Here is a 17,457-nt window from a genome sequence, read left to right as displayed (position 1 = left end):
CTGATTATCAGAGGCTTCCAAAGGATTACAACTATTCAAATTTAAGTGCGTCTCCATCAAATGGCTCATCTGCAACTTTAATTGAGTCAGTAGGACAACCTTCGAATGCATCCATCATATCTTCCTCAAGTACTTCCGGAATTTCTACGATACCTTGATTATCATCAAGGGTAACAAATGCAATACCATCATCATCGTAGTCATAAATATCTGGTGCAGCAGCACCACAAGCTCCACATGCAATACAAGTTTCTTTGTCAACAATCGTATACTTTGCCATTTGAAAAAACCTCCTGAATAATATTACACAATTAGTTTATGTTTGGATACCGCCTATTTGTGACATCTAGCTGTACTATTTATTTATCCCATATTAACATAGCCAGTAGACGAAAACGCATTCCACATTCATTATTGTAAAACTGTTTGGCCAACTTTTCAACAATAAAGTCATTGAGAATGCTTATCACACAAGGGTTTGGACCAGTTTAGCTTATTTTATAATATGTTTATAATATAACAATGTTTAAAAGCAGTAAGGATTAGCCAACAAATTAAGTCTTCTTCAAGTTGTGTCTTACACTATATTAATACCCAACACATCCAATTATAAACTAAACCATTTTCTCCAAAAGTTTGCTAAAATAGAAAGAAGAAAGTGGGAAGGGTGTATAATTTGAATCATTTAATAATGTTGGTTACTCTTCGTTGTTTAGATCAATTAAAGGGAGAGCGGTCTATTTATTCAATATTTCATTTATATAAAGGAAAACGATCATCCCAAACCCTTCAGGATGCGAATCTATACAATATTAAACCGTATTTTGGAATATTACCCCAAATATCTCGTACCGTGCTTGAGGAAATAATTGAGTATTTATACAAAAACAACTACATCGAAACATTTAAAAAGTCCTATATCATCACTACAAAAGGTAAAATGTATCTTCAAAGTGAACGAAGTCTATTTCTTAATGGGTGGCTTTATTCTCCAATCGCTTCTATCTTTTGGGACAGGCTTTGTGTATTGATACAAACCTTATCGAATATCATTCACTTTAATAACCGTTTTATTCCGATTGTAAGGGATCCAAACGTTTTGCAATGGGTCAAGAATTTTCTTACAAAACAATCACTTCCTAGAGAAGAGATAGCAAATACATTGTATCGTGAACTATATAATTGCCTAAGTAAATTAACCGATCAACAGGCTACAATTTTTGTTCGAAAATTAACAGGAAGAAAACGTATCGGTTCTACAAATGAACAGATTTCAAATTTATTATCTATTTCTTCCCATGAAGTGCAATTACAATTTATTTCAACCCTTCATTTTATATTACATCAAGTTGAAAAGAATAGGGAAGATTTTCAAATCTTAGGACAAATAATAACAGAGAAAAAACAACGTATCATGACTCTTACGGCATCAACTCAAAAAACTTACCAGTTATTATGTCGTGACTACTCAATTGATGAAATTTCGATGATTAGAAAATTGAAAAAGAATACGATAGAAGACCATGTTGTTGAAATTGCCCACCAATATTCAGAGTTTAGTATTTCTCATTTTGTGGATGATAACCAAGCTCGATTAATTGAGGATTGTATACGTACAATGAAAACAAATCAGCTCAAGGTAGTAAAAGAAGCTCTTTCAATTGATGTAAGTTACTTTCAAATAAGACTTGTTCTAGCAAAAGTAGGTGGTTCTGTATGAAACTACATGACATATTGCAAGAAAAATTTGGTTATTCATCTTTCCGTACTGGCCAGGAAGAAATAATAGGAGATGTGTTAAGTGGTCAGAATGTGCTTGCATTACTTCCAACGGGTGCAGGAAAATCACTTTGTTATTTATTGCCAGGGTATATGAGTACGGGAACAACTATTATTGTGTCGCCACTCTTATCATTAATGGAGGATCAGGTACAGCAACTTCAGTTAATTGGCGAAAAGAGAGCGGTTGCCATTAATAGCTTTTTACGGTTTGAAGAACGTCAGAAAGTATTAAATAATTTAAACCAGTATAGATTTATATACGTATCTCCAGAAATGTTACAAAACAAATATTTTATTAACAGATTGAAGCAATTAACGATCTCATTATTTGTTATAGATGAAGCTCATTGTATCTCGCAGTGGGGACATGAATTTAGAACCGATTATTTAAAATTACATGAAGTGCTCCAAGACCTAGACCATCCCACATGTTTAGCATTAACGGCAACAGCAACTGAGCAAGTCTTACAAGACATTGTTTTTGCTTTGAAATTAACCGATATTTCATTTCACATTCATTCAATTGATAGACAAAATATTTCAATAAAAGTGGAAGAACTCGCTTCAAATGACGATAAAAAAGAAAAGCTAATTCAGCTAGTAAAAAAGCTGCAAGGACCTGGAATGATATACTTTTCTAGTAGAAAGTGGGCAGAGCATATTTGTACATTGCTTCAGTCTGCTGGAGTTGAAGGCGTCGCTTTTTACCACGGCGGAATGGATAATGAGCAGAGACTTCTCATTCAGCAACAATTTATCAGTGACCAATTACAACTTATATGCTGTACCAATGCCTTTGGAATGGGAGTTAATAAACCAAATGTTCGCTATGTTATTCACTTTCATTACCCTGGTCAAATTGAGTCGTACCTTCAAGAAATTGGACGAGCAGGTAGAGATGGAGACAAAAGTACAGCAATACTTCTTTATTCACCTGATGACGATGACCTTCCTGAGATTTTAATGATGCAAGAATTCCCAAGTGTGGACGAGCTTGATCACATATTAACTATCATTAATGAACAAATAGTTCCTGGTAAAGAGATAAATGAAGAATGGCTACTCACACAATCAACTATTACAGAGACAGGGTGGAGATATATTAAGTACCATTTGGAGGATAATGGATGGATATTCAATAATCGTGTCTTAAAACAGTTGAACAAGAAAGACATTACGACTCATATCATGAATATGACCCATAAAAGAATTCAGTATAAACAGCTCAAGCTACATGAAATGAGGTCTTGGATAAAAAGTAAAACATGTAGAAGAAGGACCTATCTATCATTGTTTAATGAGAAACAGACGACCACTGTTTATCCTTGCTGTGACATTTGTGGCTATGAAGAAGAAATATATGTCAAGCAGTCGGACAAAAACTCGGAAAATAACCACTATTTGAATTGGCAACATGAATTAAAAATGATATTACTTAAAGAGAGTGGAGTACATGAAAAATCAGTCCGAAATAATTAAGCAAATGACCGACAGGGAAATTCTTTTTCATTTATATATGACGCAAGCTGTATTATTCCTAATCGCATCTATATTTGCCTTTTTTTTGTTCGATAGCCTAGAGGAAGTTTTATTCCTTTTTGAGAAGGATGGAATAGAGATCTTCGTTTATGGAGGAATTGCTGGAATATCTGTTGTATTATTAGATTTATGGCTAATGAAAGTATTTCCAATCTCCTATTTTGATGACGGTGGAATTAATAAAAAAGTGTTTGAAAACCGTTCTATTTTCCATATTTTTGTTCTGTGTTGGATTATTGCTATTACAGAGGAATGGTTGTTTAGAGGAGTGATTCAAACTCACCTTGGATTATCACTGGCAAGTATATTATTTGCCATTACACATATAAGGTATTTAAAAAAATGGTTATTATTTATCATTGTGACTGCTTTAAGCTTTTTACTAGGTTGGTTATATGAATGGACTGCTAATCTCTATGTTACGATTTTTGCTCATTTTTTAATTGATTTTTTCTTTGGGGTTAAAATACGAATGGAGTATCTGAAAGGAAAAAAGAGGTGAGGTTATGACAAATGAAAAGGATGTAAGGGATCAAGCTCAGCATCTACGGGAAAGAATGGACAATATTAAAGGGGATGAAACACCTAATCAAGATGTGCTCACGCTTCCCCCTAGAAGTAAAATTCATAAAGCGAAGGACGAAAAAAAGAAGACAAAAATAAAATTAAAGTATCCAATCATAAGAATGTTAATGTTGCTATTTATTTTGTTACCAATTGCTCTGCTTAGTATTAACTATTATTTAAATAACCAAGAACCTACTTTCAAGCCGGCGTCTAATCCGAATTCAGATTACAAGGAAGAAATATCATTAGATAAAAAAGAAGAAAAAATGCAAACTGAAACGAAGAACTCATCAAAAACGGAGTCGGTAGACCAGATAAGTCAAGATCAAGGATCGAGTGAATCTGATACAGTAAAAGAAGTAACTCAAGTGCCTGAACCCACTTCGACTCAGCAAGACAATGATGTAAAGAAGACAAATTATGATATTGTTTTTCATACAGTCAAGCAAGAAGAAACTTTATATTCGATATCGCAACATTACTATAAAAGTAGAACAGGTGAAGAGCTAATTAAGCAATGGAACAACTTAAATGGAAACGATATTGAGGTTGGTCGAGTTTTGAAAATTCCAATAAAGGCCCAAAAATAAGAATTCTCATTTAGGATTCTTTTTTTTATGACTATTTTTCTCATCAATCGAATATATATAGACAAGATATAGATTGTATAGGGGTGAGGATTTGGAAAAGTTTATCAAAGACTTTAATGATCTTACTGACGAACCAACTAAAATCATGCTTCAAAAAGTAACAGAGCATAAGATTAAATTTGATCGGTATAAGAAAAAACTCATCCTATGTACTTGGAGTTCGCTTTTTATCTTTTTATTGTTATTTGCCTATATGAATTATTTCATAATTGAACCATACTCAACGAATGCTGAAAAAATGTTTGTAGCGATTGTTCATGATTCTACTTTATTTGGACTATTTTTTTTATTACTATTTTTAGGTGGAACTGGATCTTACCTAAAAAAGAAGAAGGATAAGGCTGAAAAGGAGTACCATGATCTTAGAATAGAAATCATCCAAAAAAGTCCATTGCAATGGAAATATCCGTTTGGATGGGATGAAAGGAGTCATGTATTCCGTACAATGAAAAATGAAAAGGATATTAATTTATATCATGAGAGTAAATAGAAGCTGAATGAAACAATCATTCAGCTTTAAAGTCTATTAAATAGTACATACCTCTTTCATTAGAAAAACTTTTTCTTATCTCTTTCTTCTTTTAGGATTTCAACGGCTTCTCTAAACCTTTGTGAGTGAACGACCTCTCGCTCCCTGAGAAAGCGAAGACCGTCATTTAAATCGGGATCGTCGCTCATATTAATAATCCACTGATACGTTGCGCGAGCCTTCTCTTCAGCGGCGATATCTTCATACAAATCTGCAATAGGATCTCCCTTTGCTTGAATGTATTCAGTCGTAAATGGATTGCCTGCTGCATTGTGATAAAACAGGGCACTGTCATGGTTTACATAATGTGGAGCGAGACCTGCGGCTTTTAATTGTTCAGGCGTAGCATCCTTTGTTAACTTATAAATCATCGTCGCTATCATTTCTAAATGAGCAAACTCCTCAGTTCCAATATCAGTTAGTAATCCAATAACTTTGTCAGGAATAGTATACCTCTGATTCAAATAACGTAAGGCAGCAGCTAACTCTCCATCTGCTCCACCATATTGTTCTATCAAATATTTTGCAAGCGTCGGGTTACAAGTACTAACCTTAACGGGATATTGTAATTTTTTTTCGTAAATCCACATGTAAGTATATTCCCCCTTCGTTTATAACTGCCACGGCCACGGAGCATCATCCCAATTCCAAGGGTAGCCAGAGTAACTATTTCCATATTGCTGGAGCGGGCCATAACACGATTCTATTTTCTTTTTGAGGAGGCCACGTTGTTTTGCAAACGTATTATACTGCCTAATAGATTCATAGTCGTCAGGATGTGTATCCAAATAAAGAGTTAATTCAACTAAAACAAAGTCTACTGCTTGAAGTTCCTCCATTAATGAGTAAAACTCTGGTGGTAGTTGCTTCATTGAACTTCCTCCCTCATTGGTTTTTCATAAGGGTTGTAATAAGGATCATAGAATGCAGGCCATAATGTTCCCTTATAAAGAGCTTCTTTAGGTGAAAACTGTGGAAGGTTATAAGGCTGAAACCCAACGTAAAGATTTGGCGGAGTCGAGTAAGTTTTCACACGAATTGGTGGACATGGATCAAATGGGCCAACATATGGATAGTACTTTTTATACAATGTGTACATTGTAGACACCCTCCTTGTGATCTTGATGTGCTAGGTATCTGTCTTTATCGATAATGTCTCAATTCATTGTATGGTACTATATGAATAAAAATGTCATAGATGAGAAGGTTTTTATTACTCCCCTGTTGAATATACTTTAGAAGCTACATAACATAATAGGTACTGAATTAAAGGTGAGGGCTGGGGTTGGAAATTTTCAGAAGGACATTCTGATCAAATAAAAAGGAGTGTTTTACATGTTTGTTAAAAGTATCATGATCCCTAAACACAATAGCTTTACTGTAGATTTTACCGATTCAATTGAATCTACGTTAAAAAAACTAGAAGAACACTCGATTGATGGAGTACCAGTTCTTAAAGATGGGAAGTATGTAGGGATGGTAACTCGATATCATGTATATGAGTGCTTCTTTGAATCCCCACAAACGAAAGAAACATACTTAACGGAAACAAAAGCAGGAGATATCGCAACTAGACAGGATATATATTTGCAAGGGGAAGAAATTTTCGAGAAGACATTAGTTATGTTGAAAGACATGCCAATATTAGCTGTAGTTGATGAGAATTTAAATTATTTAGGCGTTGTCACTAGATCGGATGTGTTGGAACAATTCCAAAGTGCATTTGGAATGCATAGACCAGGAGTTCGAATCGCCTTCACATCTGTTGAAACAGAAGGAAGAATCGCAAGACTTGCTGAAATTACAAAGCATTTCAATGAAAAAATAATTTCCATTGCAACTTTTGATGAAACAGATAAGCTTGTAAGAAGAATTGTCATGAAAGTTGAAAAGAAGGATAATCTTGATAAATTTATCAAAAAACTTGAAAGTGCTGGATTTAGAGTTCTAGACATTTATGAAGACTAGATGATAAGTTTAATCATGTTCCCCCCCTTGTTTACATAAATGTAAGTAAGGGGGGGTTCTATGCTTACATACATATTATATTGGTTACTAGGGTTATGTGGAGGTTTTTTGGCGGCAAATTGGATACCTCCTATTTTTGAAATAGGGTTAGGTCCTTTTATCTCTACATTAATATTGGATCCGATTACCTTTTTCTTTGGAATGGGATGTTTTTTTGTTGGGTTTTTAGCAAATGCTGCGTTAGTTCGCAATGGTATAAGAGGTACCTTATTTTTAAGTAAAGGATACAAAATCCATATTCCCAAACTAGTGATTTCTTATTTAGTCATTGCTAATTTCTGTTTAGTATTTCTATTTAATCTATCAATAGCTGTTCTCTTTTTAATTTTTTCCATAGTCTATGGTATGATTTCTTTAGATATACGTCAAAACTGGCAGTATGATGGGAAGCAGGAGGATTTATGAGTTGGTTTTTATTAGTAATTCTATTTTGTTGCATGATGCTAATCGTCTATATGTACAGAGAGGCACATCGTAATACAATTCGGTACGAACAATTGAAGTTTGATTCGTTCCCAGAGAGCTTTGGTGAATTAAAGGTTTTCTTTATTTCGGATATACATAGGCGTATTGTATCTGAAGAAATCATAGCTTCTCTAACAGGTCGAGCAGATTTAGTCATCATCGGAGGAGATATTACAGAAAAAGGGGTACCATTTTCTCGAGTTTTAGAAAATATAAATCGATTAAAGAAAATAGGACCGCTTTATTTTGTTTGGGGGAATAATGATTATGAAGTTGACTATCATGAACTAGATGCTTTATTAATCAATCATGGAGTGAAAATATTAGACAATACAGCTTTATCCTTTGAATCTACAACAGGGGAGAAGCTTGCTCTTATCGGGGTCGATGATATGAACCGTAAACGAGATCGTCTGGATCTAGCCTTATCTGACTGTGATAAGGTAGGATTTAGAATGTTGGTTAGTCACGATCCAAGAATCATGAGAAAAATAAACAACGACGATCACATTCATTTCGTTATGAGCGGACATACACATGGAGGTCAAATTAGATTGGGCCGATTAGGTTTTTATCATAAAGGTGGCATTTCTCATCATGATAAGACTGTATTACTCATAAGTAATGGATATGGAACAACATCGGTACCTCTGCGTTTCGGTGCACCTGCTGAAACACATTTCATTACAATTTCGAAAAAATAGGAATATTTTCCTCCTACAAAACTTATACAAAGTTTACACACTATCACGTGTGGGCTATAATGCTAACAAGTATAGGATTGAGTTATTGGAGGATTTAATATGTCATCGGCTGTTGGTAAATATAATATAAAGGCAGTTTCTCAAATGCTTGGAATCCAGGCTGGTACACTTCGTGCATGGGAAAGACGCTATCAAATCATTGCACCTGTTCGAAATGATGCAGGTCATCGGTTATATACGGAAGAGCATGTTAAGATCTTAAAATGGCTCATTCAAAAGATAAATAAAGGATTTACTATTAGCCAAGCGATCAACTTATTAGAAACTAGTGGTCTAATTACAGAACCGACTTTCATGTCTGAAATCGAGAATCGGACTCAGAATGCTGATATAACAGATAAGTTACTTGAGTCGCTACTTCAATTTAATGAAGTGCAAGCACAGGAATATTTAAATCATGCGTTTAGCCTTTTTTCCATCGACAAAGTGGCGATTGACATACTTGGAACCGTTTTAGTTGAAATAGGAGACTTATGGGAAAGAGGTAAAATTACAAGTGCACATGAACATTTTGCTTCAGCCTTTCTCCGCTCGAAAATCGGTAATGTTTTACATACCATGCCGATAAATTCTTTTTTACCGAAAGTGCTTGCTTTTTGTGGTCCAAATGAATCACATGAACTAGGATTGCTAATTTTTACGATATATTTACGGAAAATAGGCTTTGATGTTGTTTATCTCGGGGGGAGTATTGCTAAAGCTGATATTGACATAGTGCTAAAGGAAGTAAATCCTAAATTTTTATTCTTATCTTGTACTTTAGTTGAAAATTTGCCGGAAACATTAGAACTTGTCAATTATTTGAAAAATAAATTTCCTGCATTAGAAATTGGATTAGGAGGCCCTGCCTTTATGTTCTTAAAAGAAAGCCTCCTCGAAACCTACCGATACCATTTAGTTGGAAAATCAAGGGTGGATTGGGACAAATGGTTAGAGAGTAAATTATAAAACAACTTGTCTTACATCCTGTTGGATATGAAGTATAGTCAAAAATGTGATGAACCATCTTGCTTTCCACTCATATACTAATGGATAGATGGATTTGCGAGTTGATGGTAGGAGGTTTTCATAAATGCGTTTAGAACGATTAACCTATAACAAGATCAAGGTCTTTCTCACCATTGATGACCTCCTTGATCGTGGCTTGAAAAAGGATGACTTATGGCATAATGCTCCCAAGGTTCAGGAATTATTTCAGGATATGATGGATGAAGCCAGTTTGGAACTTGGGTTTGAAGCAGATGGTCCAATTGCGGTTGAAGTATTTTCATTGCAAGCACAGGGAATGGTGGTCATTGTAACGAAAGAGTCATCAAATAATCCGATGGATGATGAATTACTTGATGAGTATATTGAAATGCAAGTTACTTTAGATGAAAGTGAAGATGTTTTTTATGAATTTAATTCCCTAGAGGATCTATTATCACTTTCAAAAAGATTAAGTTCGTTAGGAATGACTGGGGGATCTCTATACTTCTATAATAATTGTTACTACACTCTGTTGAATGAGGATCATTTAGAAGGATTTAATATTGAAAATGTGATTGCGATTCTTGCTGAATATGGGAATCCTTCAACATTAACTACTTACCGAGTTGGAGAATACGGTAAGCTTATAATGTCAAATAATGCGATTCAGCAAATAAACTACTATTTTAATTAATAATAGCTACCTCTAGAGTAATACTTACGATAGAGGTGTTTTTTTTTTGTAAACAGATTCTTGATAGAACAACCTTATAAAATCAAGAAAATATGGCAAGATAATAACAATCAATAGTAGTAATATTCTAAGTATTTTATATGTTGAAAACGTTGTGAATATTAGGGTGTAATCGTTTGCAAAAAAACGTAATTAATTGAAGAAAAGTCACTTTTTCATCTTTGCAGATACTAACTGAAGGTGTATACTATGTTACGAGTAGTAGACAATAACTTTTAGTGATAATTTTTGGGAGGTTTACAAATGGTAGCCGAAAAGAACACAGATCAATCTCATGACAGTGATAAACTAGATGTTCTAAGATCTACACAAACAGTAATACATAATGCTTTAGAAAAGCTTGGATATCCTGAGGAAGTTTATGAGCTATTAAAAGAGCCGATTCGTATGATGACTGTTAAGATTCCAGTACGTATGGATGACGGTTCTGTTAAAATATTTACAGGTTACCGTGCTCAACATAATGATGCAGTTGGACCTACAAAGGGTGGTATTCGCTTTCATCCAAATGTTACTGAAAAAGAAGTTAAGGCTTTATCAATATGGATGAGTTTAAAATGTGGAATCGTTGATTTACCTTATGGTGGAGGAAAAGGTGGTATTATTTGTGATCCACGTGAAATGTCCTTCCGTGAGCTTGAGCGATTAAGCCGTGGTTATGTTCGAGCGATTAGCCAAATCGTGGGTCCCACAAAAGACATTCCAGCTCCAGATGTTTTCACTAACTCACAAATCATGGCATGGATGATGGATGAGTATAGCCGAATCGATGAATTTAATTCTCCTGGGTTTATTACAGGTAAACCACTTGTACTAGGAGGATCCCATGGGCGTGAGGCAGCAACTGCAAAAGGTGTAACGATTTGTATTAGAGAAGCTGCTGCTAAGCGTGGAATCAAGCTTGAAGGTGCTAGAGTAGTCGTTCAAGGCTTTGGTAATGCTGGAAGCTTCTTATCTAAGTTTATGCATGATGCAGGTGCAAAGGTTATTGGTATTTCAGATGCATACGGTGGACTTCATGATCCTAATGGGTTAGATATCGATTATTTATTAGACCGTCGTGACAGCTTTGGAACAGTAACAAAGCTATTCAACAATACAATTTCAAATAAAGAATTACTTGAGCTTGACTGTGATATTTTAGTACCTGCTGCTATTGAAAACCAAATTATAGAAGAAAATGCACACAATATTCGTGCAAGTATTGTCGTGGAAGCAGCAAACGGTCCAACGACACTCGAAGCTACTAAGATCTTAACTGAGCGCGGAATCTTACTTGTTCCTGATGTTCTTGCTAGTGCTGGTGGTGTAACGGTGTCATACTTTGAGTGGGTTCAAAATAATCAGGGCTATTACTGGTCAGAAGAAGAAGTGGAAGAAAAGCTTGAAAAGGTAATGGTTAAATCATTTAATAACATTTATGATACGGCCCAAACTCGTCGTGTAGATATGCGTTTAGCAGCTTATATGGTGGGTGTTAGAAAAATGGCGGAGGCTTCTAGATTCAGAGGCTGGATTTAATCATTTGCATACACTTTAGAAATCCCCTATCATTACTATGATAGGGGATTTTTCTTCTATATTTCCTCACCTTTTATTGTACAAGGAGGATGTTATGAATAAAGAAGATATTATTATTGTGGGTGGAGGTCCATGTGGGATAGCAGCAGCCATTGAACTTAAATCACTTGGCTATAACCCATTAATCATAGAAAAAGGAAATATTGTAAACGCAATCTATCACTATCCAACTCACCAAACTTTTTTCAGTACAAGCGAAAAATTATCAGTTGGTAATATCCCATTTATTACTGAAAATCGAAAGCCTGTCAGAAGCCAAGCGCTAGCTTATTACAGAGAGGTTGTAAAATTAAAAGAGTTACGTGTTAATGCCTATGAACAGGTGTTAAACGTGAGCAAGGAAAGTAATAAACAGTTCCAAGTATATACAAAAACTTCGGATGGAGAGCAAAGGTACTACGAAGCCAAATATGTTGTTATTGCTACTGGTTATTATGATCATCCCAATTATTTAAATATACCAGGAGAAAATTTAGATAAAGTTTTTCATTATTTTAAAGAAGCGCATCCATATTTTCAAAAGGAAGTTGTTGTAATCGGAGGGAAAAACTCTGCCATTGATGCTGCACTAGAGCTAGAAAAAGTTGGCGCAAATGTGACGGTCATATATAGAGGAAGTGAATACTCAGCTAGCATTAAGCCTTGGATTTTACCAGAGTTCGAATCCCTTGTTAGACATGGTAAGATAACAATGCTTTTTAATGCAAGTGTTATAGAAATTACTGAAAAGAGAGTAACATATACTGTAGAAGATGTTGAATATTCTATTAGCAATGATTTTGTATTTGCAATGACAGGCTATCATCCAGACCACACGTTTTTAAGAAATATGGGAGTTGGAGTAGATGGCGAGACTGGTAGACCAATGTTTAATTCACAAACGATGGAAACAAACGTAACCGGTATTTTTATTGCTGGGGTTATTGCAGCTGGAAATAACGCGAATGAGATATTTATTGAAAATGGACGATTTCATGGAGAGCTCATTGCAAAAGAAATTCAAAAACGAAACAGGCCTACCTAATAGTAGGCTTGTTTCACTTTAATAAATCAGAATGAAATAAGTTTTCGTACATTAAATTTTATAACAGCTCCAGTACCAAGTCATCCGAGTTCAAAATGCTCAGAACGCCGCGAATGTATATCTTATGTTAAAAATAAATTCTGCAATTCCTTAATATCTGTTGTTTGTTCTAAAGCTACCATCAATTTAATTCTGGCTTTATGTCCACTTAATCCGTTTGAGAAAATGGCTCCAATCTCTTTTAGCTGTCTCCCGCCACCTTCATATCCATAAATATCCTGAACAATACCATTAAAGCATCTTGATACAATTACTATTGGTATTTGATGGTTAATAAGCTGTTTTACTCCATTTAGCATCGTCGGTGGTAAATTCCCCTGCCCTAATGCTTCAATAACTAATCCATCTATCTCCATGTTAAGTAGCGCAAGCAATAAAGATTCGTCCATTCCAGCAAATGCTTTTAACAACATCACCTTTTTGGAGATTCTATTTATGTCATAATGCTCTTGGTTCATAGGAAGATGATGGAACGAGACACCTCTTTTTGTAACAATACCAATTGGACCGTATTGTGGGCTTTGAAATGTGGCAATATTGCTTGTATGGGTTTTGGTTACGTTTCTTGCTGTATGAATTTCATCATTGAGTACCACTAATACCCCTTTCCCAATTGCTTCTTCACTAGCCGCTACTTTAACGGATGAAAGTAAATTGTATGGGCCGTCAGCTCCGATTTCATTACTCGATCGCATTGCCCCTGTTAGAACAACTGGGATATTTGAGTTGAGTGTTAAATCGAGAAAATAAGCTGTTTCTTCAAGTGTGTCAGTGCCATGTGTGATAACCACACCATCGATTTGTTCGTTACGAACTGCTCTTTCAATTCGATCTCGTAAGATAAGCATTTCTTTTGTTGAAATGTGGGGAGAGGGTAACTGAAATATCTCTTCAGAAAAAATTGTTGCAAGACTTCCTAATGCTGGAATTGCTTCATGTAATGGGTGCTTATCCCCTGGCTGAACCGAGCCTGTATGCTTGTCCTCACTCATCGCAATCGTACCGCCTGTATGTAGTAATAATATATTCTTCATAGGTCCTCCTAAAGATGTAAAGTTTTTTTAAACATTGATTTTCATATATCTATTATCATGTTACGATAAGAATGAAAACTTGACTAGAGAAGAGCAAGATATCCTTTTTGTAATTTGTAAATTATCATAATGGAAATGAGGAATTGATATGTTGGCAATTATTACAGCAGGGATTGCTCCAGGAGTTGCCTTACTAAGTTATTTTTATTTAAAGGATCAATATGAGGCAGAACCAATCTATATGGTGTTTCGTTCCTTTATTTTTGGGGCAATTCTTGTATTTCCAATCATGTTTATTCAATATGTATTGTCTGTCGAGGATATTTTACAAAGTGGACTTTTAAAAGCATTTGTAGCCACAAGCTTTCTTGAAGAGTTCTTTAAGTGGTTTATTTTATATTTTATTGCATACAAACATGGAGAGTTTGATGAGCTTTATGATGGAATTGTTTATGGTGTAGCTGTTTCCTTAGGTTTTGCAACTGTTGAGAATATTCTATATTTATTTGCACACGGAGTAGACATGGCATTTGGAAGAGCCTTACTTCCTGTATCTAGCCATGCACTTTTCGGGGTCATTATGGGCTACTATATTGGAAAAGGAAAATTTTCAACGAATCAAACTAAACGTAAGTATATTTATTTATCATTATTTATCCCGTTTTTCTTGCACGGTATTTATGATTATATCATTTACTCTATCGAAAAGTGGATAATTGTGATTGTTCCATTTATGATCTTTCTATGGTGGTTAGGACTTCGAAAGGTAAAACTAGCAAGATGTTTAACAGAAACTTATTCTAGACGCTTATCTCAGTGATTGAGGGGCGTTTTTTTATTTTCATGGCAACCAATTTTTCCAAAAATCTTGATTCTTTCCTTATAAATCCAAAGTTTTTGAATAAAAACTAATTCAATACAGAAAATACTTGTAAGACATCTTAGAAATTGGTTAGGGAGGTAAAATGATGAGGTTTTATTCAATCTGGAGAATTCCTCTTATCGTCATCATTGCGATAACATTTGTCGTGTCTCTATATCCAGTACATCACAGCTATGCATTTAGTAATCAAATTATACAACGTGGGGCAACTGGAGATGATGTAATCGAATTACAGGCTCGTCTTCAATACAATGGTTTTTATCATGGTCCTATTGATGGTGTATTTGGATGGTCGACATATTGGGCAGTTAGAAATTTCCAACATGAATTTAGTCTAGAAGAGGTTGATGGCTATGTTGGAGAAAAGACAAAAAATATGCTTAAAAAAGCAACAAAATATTATAAAGACTTTGTATATGAACAGATTAACAAAGGTTATAGGTTTACTCATTATGGAGGAGTTCCTTTAGACATCCAAACTTCTCCTACTCAGGAAATGATTGACAAGGCTAAAAGAACAGCAGAAAAAAAACGTGTAATCGAAAGACTGCGTCGAAATAAAGAATTGCAGCAACAGCAAGTAAAGCAAAAAGAAACACAAAAACAAAGTAGTCAGCAAGAACAAGGAGGACAATCCAAGCCTCAGAGTCAGCAAGGCAAAGGAGGACAAACTCCTCAGCAAGGCCAGCAAGGACAAGGAGGACAGCCAGAACCTCAAGGCCAGCAAGGACAAGGAGGACAGCCAGAACCTCAAGGCCAGCAAGAGCAAGGAGGACAGCCGAAGCCTCAAGGTCAGCAAGGACAAGGAGGACAGCCAGAACCTCAAGGCCAGCAAGAGCAAGGAGGACAGCCGAAGCCTCAAGGTCAGCAAGGACAAGGAGGACAGCCAAAGCCTCAAGGTCAGCAAGGACAAGGAGCTGAGTCTCAAGGTCAAGCCGGAGAAAGTCCAAAACAAGGTGGGCAAAAGCAAACTAAACAAAATAAAAAACAGGGTGCTCAAACACCTAAGCCTACAGCTGTAAACATGCCAAATGGTTTCTCACAGAATGATATACAGCTAATGGCTAATGCAGTTTATGGTGAATCTCGCGGTGAGCCATATATTGGTCAGGTTGCCGTTGCAGCTGTCATCTTGAATCGAGTAAATAGTCCTACATTTCCTAATACGGTATCAGGCGTTATTTTTGAACCACGAGCTTTTACGGCAGTTGCTGACGGTCAAATATGGTTAAAGCCAAACGAGCAAGCCAAAAAAGCTGTATTAGATGCTATTAATGGCTGGGATCCAACTGGCGAAGCCGTGTATTATTTTAATCCTGATACTGCAACAAGTGGATGGATTTGGGGTAGACCGCAAATTAAACGGATAGGGAAACACATCTTCTGTAAATAGAGGTGAAAGAACATGCTTAGAGGAATAATAATCGGAGCACTTGTAGTAGGAATATCGGGTACTGCTTACTGGGGCTACCAAGAACACATCGAAAAAAATGCAATCTTAATTCATGCCGAAAATAATTACCAGCGTGCCTTTCATGATTTAACATATCAAATCGATTTATTAAATGATAAGATTGGCTCGACGCTTGCTATGAATTCAAGACAATCGTTATCGCCTTCATTAGCTGAGGTATGGAGAATCACTTCAGAGGCACAGTCTGACGTTGGCCAACTACCATTAACACTTCTACCATTTAACAAAACGGAGGAGTTTTTAGCGAACATAGCTGAATTTAGTTACAGAGCTGCCGTACGTGACTTAGAAAAAGAACCATTATCTGATGAAGAGTATAATACCCTACAAGCACTTTATGAAAAATCAGGTGATATCCAGAATGAATTAAGGAAAGTTCAACACTTGGTGCTTGAAAATAATCTTAGGTGGATGGACGTCCAGTTAGCACTTGCAACTGACAATCAACAAGACAATACCATAATTGATGGGTTTAAAACAGTTGAAGAAAATGTAACTGCTTATTCTGAGGCAGATTTTGGTCCTTCCTTTACTAGTATGAATAAAAAGGAAGAGGGATTTAAATATTTATCTGGAAACGAAATAACTGAATCGGAAGCTAGAAAAATTGCTACCGACTTTCTAGGACTAAAGGGTCAAGAAGAGATGTCAGTGATTGAAAATGGTGATGGGTCAAGCTATGGTTTTTATAGTCTAACAATTGATGACCCAAAAGCTAAAACAGAGATTTATATGGATATCACTAAAAAGGGTGGTTATCCAATATGGGTGTTAAGAAATCGAGATGTAAAAGAGAAAAACATTAGCCTTAATGAAGCAACAGAAAGTGCACTCAAATACCTAAAGGATCATGATTTTAAAAACCTTGAATTATTCGAAAGCGCTCAATTCGATAACATAGGGATCTTTACCTTTGTATCAAAAGAAAACGATGTGCGCCTATATCCTGAATCAATTACAATGAAGGTAGCACTTGATGATGGTAACATTATAGGCTTCACAGCAAGGGATTACTTAATGGCCCATCATGAAAGAAATCTTCCGAAGCCAACCCTTTCTTTAGAGGAAGCTAGGAAGAAAATTAATCCTAGCGTCGAAGTAATGGAGGACAGACTAGCCGTAATTGTAAATGACCTTGGGGAAGAGGTTTTATGCTATGAGTTCCTAGGAACGATTAACAATGACACATACAGAGTCTTTATCAATGCAGAATCTGGATACGAAGAAAAAGTTGAAAAGTTAAATAATGCTGAACCGAAATACGGAAATATATAAACAATAGAAGGAAAGGTCATTATTGACTTTTCCTTTTTTTTATTCCATGAGATAATACATGTATGGAATGGTTTATACA

General features: G+C 35.5%; 19 protein-coding genes and 2 pseudogenes. 16 read left to right on the top strand and 5 right to left on the bottom strand.

Annotated elements, in window-relative coordinates:
- Positions 1-31 precede the first annotated feature (31 nt).
- On the bottom strand, positions 32-280 hold the full coding sequence (locus ACFSCX_RS18905) for a 4Fe-4S domain-containing protein (protein WP_377929796.1): 249 nt from the start codon (positions 278-280) through the stop codon (positions 32-34).
- Between the two features lie 396 nt (positions 281-676).
- Between ACFSCX_RS18905 and ACFSCX_RS18900 the strand changes: the two genes are divergently transcribed.
- From ACFSCX_RS18900 to ACFSCX_RS18880, 5 genes are all read left to right on the top strand, one after another.
- A complete protein-coding gene (locus tag ACFSCX_RS18900) occupies positions 677-1,720 on the top strand; it encodes a YpbB family protein (RefSeq protein ID WP_377929795.1) in 1,044 nt (347 codons plus the stop codon).
- Entirely contained in the window at positions 1,717-3,261 is a 1,545-nt protein-coding gene (locus tag ACFSCX_RS18895) for a RecQ family ATP-dependent DNA helicase (RefSeq protein WP_377929794.1), read from the top strand. Before ACFSCX_RS18900 ends, ACFSCX_RS18895 begins: the two co-directional genes overlap by 4 nt.
- Positions 3,236-3,823 carry a CPBP family intramembrane glutamic endopeptidase gene (locus ACFSCX_RS18890; protein ID WP_377929793.1) on the top strand — a complete coding sequence of 196 codons (588 nt, stop codon included), beginning with the start codon at positions 3,236-3,238 and terminating at the stop codon, positions 3,821-3,823. The genes ACFSCX_RS18895 and ACFSCX_RS18890 overlap by 26 nt, the downstream gene beginning before the upstream one ends.
- A 4-nt stretch (positions 3,824-3,827) precedes the next feature.
- Positions 3,828-4,478 carry a LysM peptidoglycan-binding domain-containing protein gene (locus tag ACFSCX_RS18885; RefSeq protein WP_377929792.1) on the top strand — a complete coding sequence of 217 codons (651 nt, stop codon included), beginning with the start codon at positions 3,828-3,830 and terminating at the stop codon, positions 4,476-4,478.
- A gap of 91 nt (positions 4,479-4,569) precedes the next feature.
- Positions 4,570-5,028 (top strand): DUF2663 family protein, encoded by a 459-nt coding sequence (locus ACFSCX_RS18880; RefSeq protein WP_377929791.1) that lies wholly within the window; start codon positions 4,570-4,572, stop codon positions 5,026-5,028.
- A 59-nt stretch (positions 5,029-5,087) separates the two neighbouring features.
- Here ACFSCX_RS18880 and cotJC read toward each other — a convergent pair whose 3' ends face one another.
- Genes cotJC through ACFSCX_RS18865 form a run of 3 tightly spaced genes read right to left on the bottom strand, consistent with a single transcriptional unit; the run spans position 5,088 to position 6,166 of the window.
- Positions 5,088-5,657 carry a spore coat protein CotJC gene (cotJC, locus tag ACFSCX_RS18875; protein ID WP_377929790.1) on the bottom strand — a complete coding sequence of 190 codons (570 nt, stop codon included), beginning with the start codon at positions 5,655-5,657 and terminating at the stop codon, positions 5,088-5,090.
- Between the two features lie 21 nt (positions 5,658-5,678).
- A complete protein-coding gene (locus tag ACFSCX_RS18870; protein ID WP_377929789.1) occupies positions 5,679-5,939 on the bottom strand; it encodes a spore coat protein CotJB in 261 nt (86 codons plus the stop codon).
- Positions 5,936-6,166 (bottom strand): spore coat associated protein CotJA, encoded by a 231-nt coding sequence (locus ACFSCX_RS18865; RefSeq protein ID WP_377929788.1) that lies wholly within the window; start codon positions 6,164-6,166, stop codon positions 5,936-5,938. The genes ACFSCX_RS18870 and ACFSCX_RS18865 overlap by 4 nt, the downstream gene beginning before the upstream one ends.
- A 236-nt stretch (positions 6,167-6,402) precedes the next feature.
- Here ACFSCX_RS18865 and ACFSCX_RS18860 point away from each other — a divergent pair, with 236 nt between their 5' ends.
- From ACFSCX_RS18860 to ACFSCX_RS18830, 7 genes are all read left to right on the top strand, one after another.
- Positions 6,403-7,035 (top strand): CBS domain-containing protein, encoded by a 633-nt coding sequence (locus ACFSCX_RS18860; protein WP_377929787.1) that lies wholly within the window; start codon positions 6,403-6,405, stop codon positions 7,033-7,035.
- Positions 7,036-7,095: 60 nt separating this feature from the next.
- Positions 7,096-7,500 (top strand): hypothetical protein, encoded by a 405-nt coding sequence (locus tag ACFSCX_RS18855; RefSeq protein ID WP_377929786.1) that lies wholly within the window; start codon positions 7,096-7,098, stop codon positions 7,498-7,500.
- Positions 7,497-8,264 carry a metallophosphoesterase gene (locus ACFSCX_RS18850; RefSeq protein ID WP_377929785.1) on the top strand — a complete coding sequence of 256 codons (768 nt, stop codon included), beginning with the start codon at positions 7,497-7,499 and terminating at the stop codon, positions 8,262-8,264. The genes ACFSCX_RS18855 and ACFSCX_RS18850 overlap by 4 nt, the downstream gene beginning before the upstream one ends.
- Positions 8,265-8,363: 99 nt before the next feature.
- The gene (locus ACFSCX_RS18845; protein ID WP_377929784.1) at positions 8,364-9,272 is read left to right on the top strand and encodes a MerR family transcriptional regulator; all 909 of its coding nucleotides are present in this window, start codon (positions 8,364-8,366) and stop codon (positions 9,270-9,272) included.
- A 124-nt stretch (positions 9,273-9,396) separates the two neighbouring features.
- The gene (locus ACFSCX_RS18840) at positions 9,397-9,987 is read left to right on the top strand and encodes a genetic competence negative regulator (RefSeq protein ID WP_377929783.1); all 591 of its coding nucleotides are present in this window, start codon (positions 9,397-9,399) and stop codon (positions 9,985-9,987) included.
- Between the two features lie 303 nt (positions 9,988-10,290).
- On the top strand, positions 10,291-11,568 hold the full coding sequence (locus tag ACFSCX_RS18835) for a Glu/Leu/Phe/Val family dehydrogenase (RefSeq protein WP_377929782.1): 1,278 nt from the start codon (positions 10,291-10,293) through the stop codon (positions 11,566-11,568).
- Between the two features lie 94 nt (positions 11,569-11,662).
- Positions 11,663-12,652 carry a YpdA family putative bacillithiol disulfide reductase gene (locus ACFSCX_RS18830; protein WP_377929781.1) on the top strand — a complete coding sequence of 330 codons (990 nt, stop codon included), beginning with the start codon at positions 11,663-11,665 and terminating at the stop codon, positions 12,650-12,652.
- A gap of 122 nt (positions 12,653-12,774) precedes the next feature.
- Here ACFSCX_RS18830 and ACFSCX_RS18825 read toward each other — a convergent pair whose 3' ends face one another.
- Complete coding sequence (locus ACFSCX_RS18825) at positions 12,775-13,746, bottom strand: asparaginase (RefSeq protein ID WP_377929780.1); 972 nt, start codon at positions 13,744-13,746, stop codon at positions 12,775-12,777.
- A 148-nt stretch (positions 13,747-13,894) separates the two neighbouring features.
- Between ACFSCX_RS18825 and prsW the strand changes: the two genes are divergently transcribed.
- From prsW to ypeB, 4 genes and pseudogenes are all read left to right on the top strand, one after another.
- Positions 13,895-14,566: a glutamic-type intramembrane protease PrsW gene (gene prsW, locus ACFSCX_RS18820; protein ID WP_377929779.1), complete on the top strand. Its 672-nt coding sequence runs from the start codon at positions 13,895-13,897 to the stop codon at positions 14,564-14,566.
- A 145-nt stretch (positions 14,567-14,711) separates the two neighbouring features.
- Positions 14,712-14,951: pseudogene (locus ACFSCX_RS18815) on the top strand (peptidoglycan-binding protein); the annotation flags it as partial.
- Positions 14,952-15,644: 693 nt separating this feature from the next.
- A pseudogene (locus ACFSCX_RS18810) lies at positions 15,645-16,022 on the top strand (cell wall hydrolase); the annotation flags it as partial.
- A 12-nt stretch (positions 16,023-16,034) separates the two neighbouring features.
- The gene (gene ypeB, locus ACFSCX_RS18805; RefSeq protein ID WP_377929778.1) at positions 16,035-17,378 is read left to right on the top strand and encodes a germination protein YpeB; all 1,344 of its coding nucleotides are present in this window, start codon (positions 16,035-16,037) and stop codon (positions 17,376-17,378) included.
- Positions 17,379-17,457: the final 79 nt, after the last annotated feature.

Source organism: Bacillus salitolerans (assembly GCF_042680805.1).
Lineage (GTDB): Bacteria > Bacillota > Bacilli > Bacillales > SA4 > Bacillus_CJ > Bacillus_CJ salitolerans.
The sequence above is the reverse complement of the archived record's forward strand: the minus strand, read 5'-3'. Positions and strand labels throughout refer to the sequence as shown.

Excerpts from the sequence above, each read along its gene's own strand:
- cotJC (WP_377929790.1), bottom strand. The coding sequence starts at position 5,657 with ATGTGGATTTACGAAAAAAAATTACAATATCCCGTTAAGGTTAGTACT.
- ACFSCX_RS18840 (WP_377929783.1), top strand. The coding sequence starts at position 9,397 with ATGCGTTTAGAACGATTAACCTATAACAAGATCAAGGTCTTTCTCACC.
- ACFSCX_RS18905 (WP_377929796.1), bottom strand. The coding sequence starts at position 280 with ATGGCAAAGTATACGATTGTTGACAAAGAAACTTGTATTGCATGTGGA.
- ACFSCX_RS18870 (WP_377929789.1), bottom strand. The coding sequence starts at position 5,939 with ATGAAGCAACTACCACCAGAGTTTTACTCATTAATGGAGGAACTTCAA.
- ACFSCX_RS18885 (WP_377929792.1), top strand. The coding sequence starts at position 3,828 with ATGACAAATGAAAAGGATGTAAGGGATCAAGCTCAGCATCTACGGGAA.
- prsW (WP_377929779.1), top strand. The coding sequence starts at position 13,895 with ATGTTGGCAATTATTACAGCAGGGATTGCTCCAGGAGTTGCCTTACTA.
- ACFSCX_RS18895 (WP_377929794.1), top strand. The coding sequence starts at position 1,717 with ATGAAACTACATGACATATTGCAAGAAAAATTTGGTTATTCATCTTTC.
- ACFSCX_RS18850 (WP_377929785.1), top strand. The coding sequence starts at position 7,497 with ATGAGTTGGTTTTTATTAGTAATTCTATTTTGTTGCATGATGCTAATC.
- ypeB (WP_377929778.1), top strand. The coding sequence starts at position 16,035 with ATGCTTAGAGGAATAATAATCGGAGCACTTGTAGTAGGAATATCGGGT.
- ACFSCX_RS18865 (WP_377929788.1), bottom strand. The coding sequence starts at position 6,166 with ATGTACACATTGTATAAAAAGTACTATCCATATGTTGGCCCATTTGAT.
- ACFSCX_RS18855 (WP_377929786.1), top strand. The coding sequence starts at position 7,096 with ATGCTTACATACATATTATATTGGTTACTAGGGTTATGTGGAGGTTTT.
- ACFSCX_RS18890 (WP_377929793.1), top strand. The coding sequence starts at position 3,236 with ATGAAAAATCAGTCCGAAATAATTAAGCAAATGACCGACAGGGAAATT.
- ACFSCX_RS18845 (WP_377929784.1), top strand. The coding sequence starts at position 8,364 with ATGTCATCGGCTGTTGGTAAATATAATATAAAGGCAGTTTCTCAAATG.
- ACFSCX_RS18835 (WP_377929782.1), top strand. The coding sequence starts at position 10,291 with ATGGTAGCCGAAAAGAACACAGATCAATCTCATGACAGTGATAAACTA.
- ACFSCX_RS18825 (WP_377929780.1), bottom strand. The coding sequence starts at position 13,746 with ATGAAGAATATATTATTACTACATACAGGCGGTACGATTGCGATGAGT.
- ACFSCX_RS18830 (WP_377929781.1), top strand. The coding sequence starts at position 11,663 with ATGAATAAAGAAGATATTATTATTGTGGGTGGAGGTCCATGTGGGATA.
- ACFSCX_RS18860 (WP_377929787.1), top strand. The coding sequence starts at position 6,403 with ATGTTTGTTAAAAGTATCATGATCCCTAAACACAATAGCTTTACTGTA.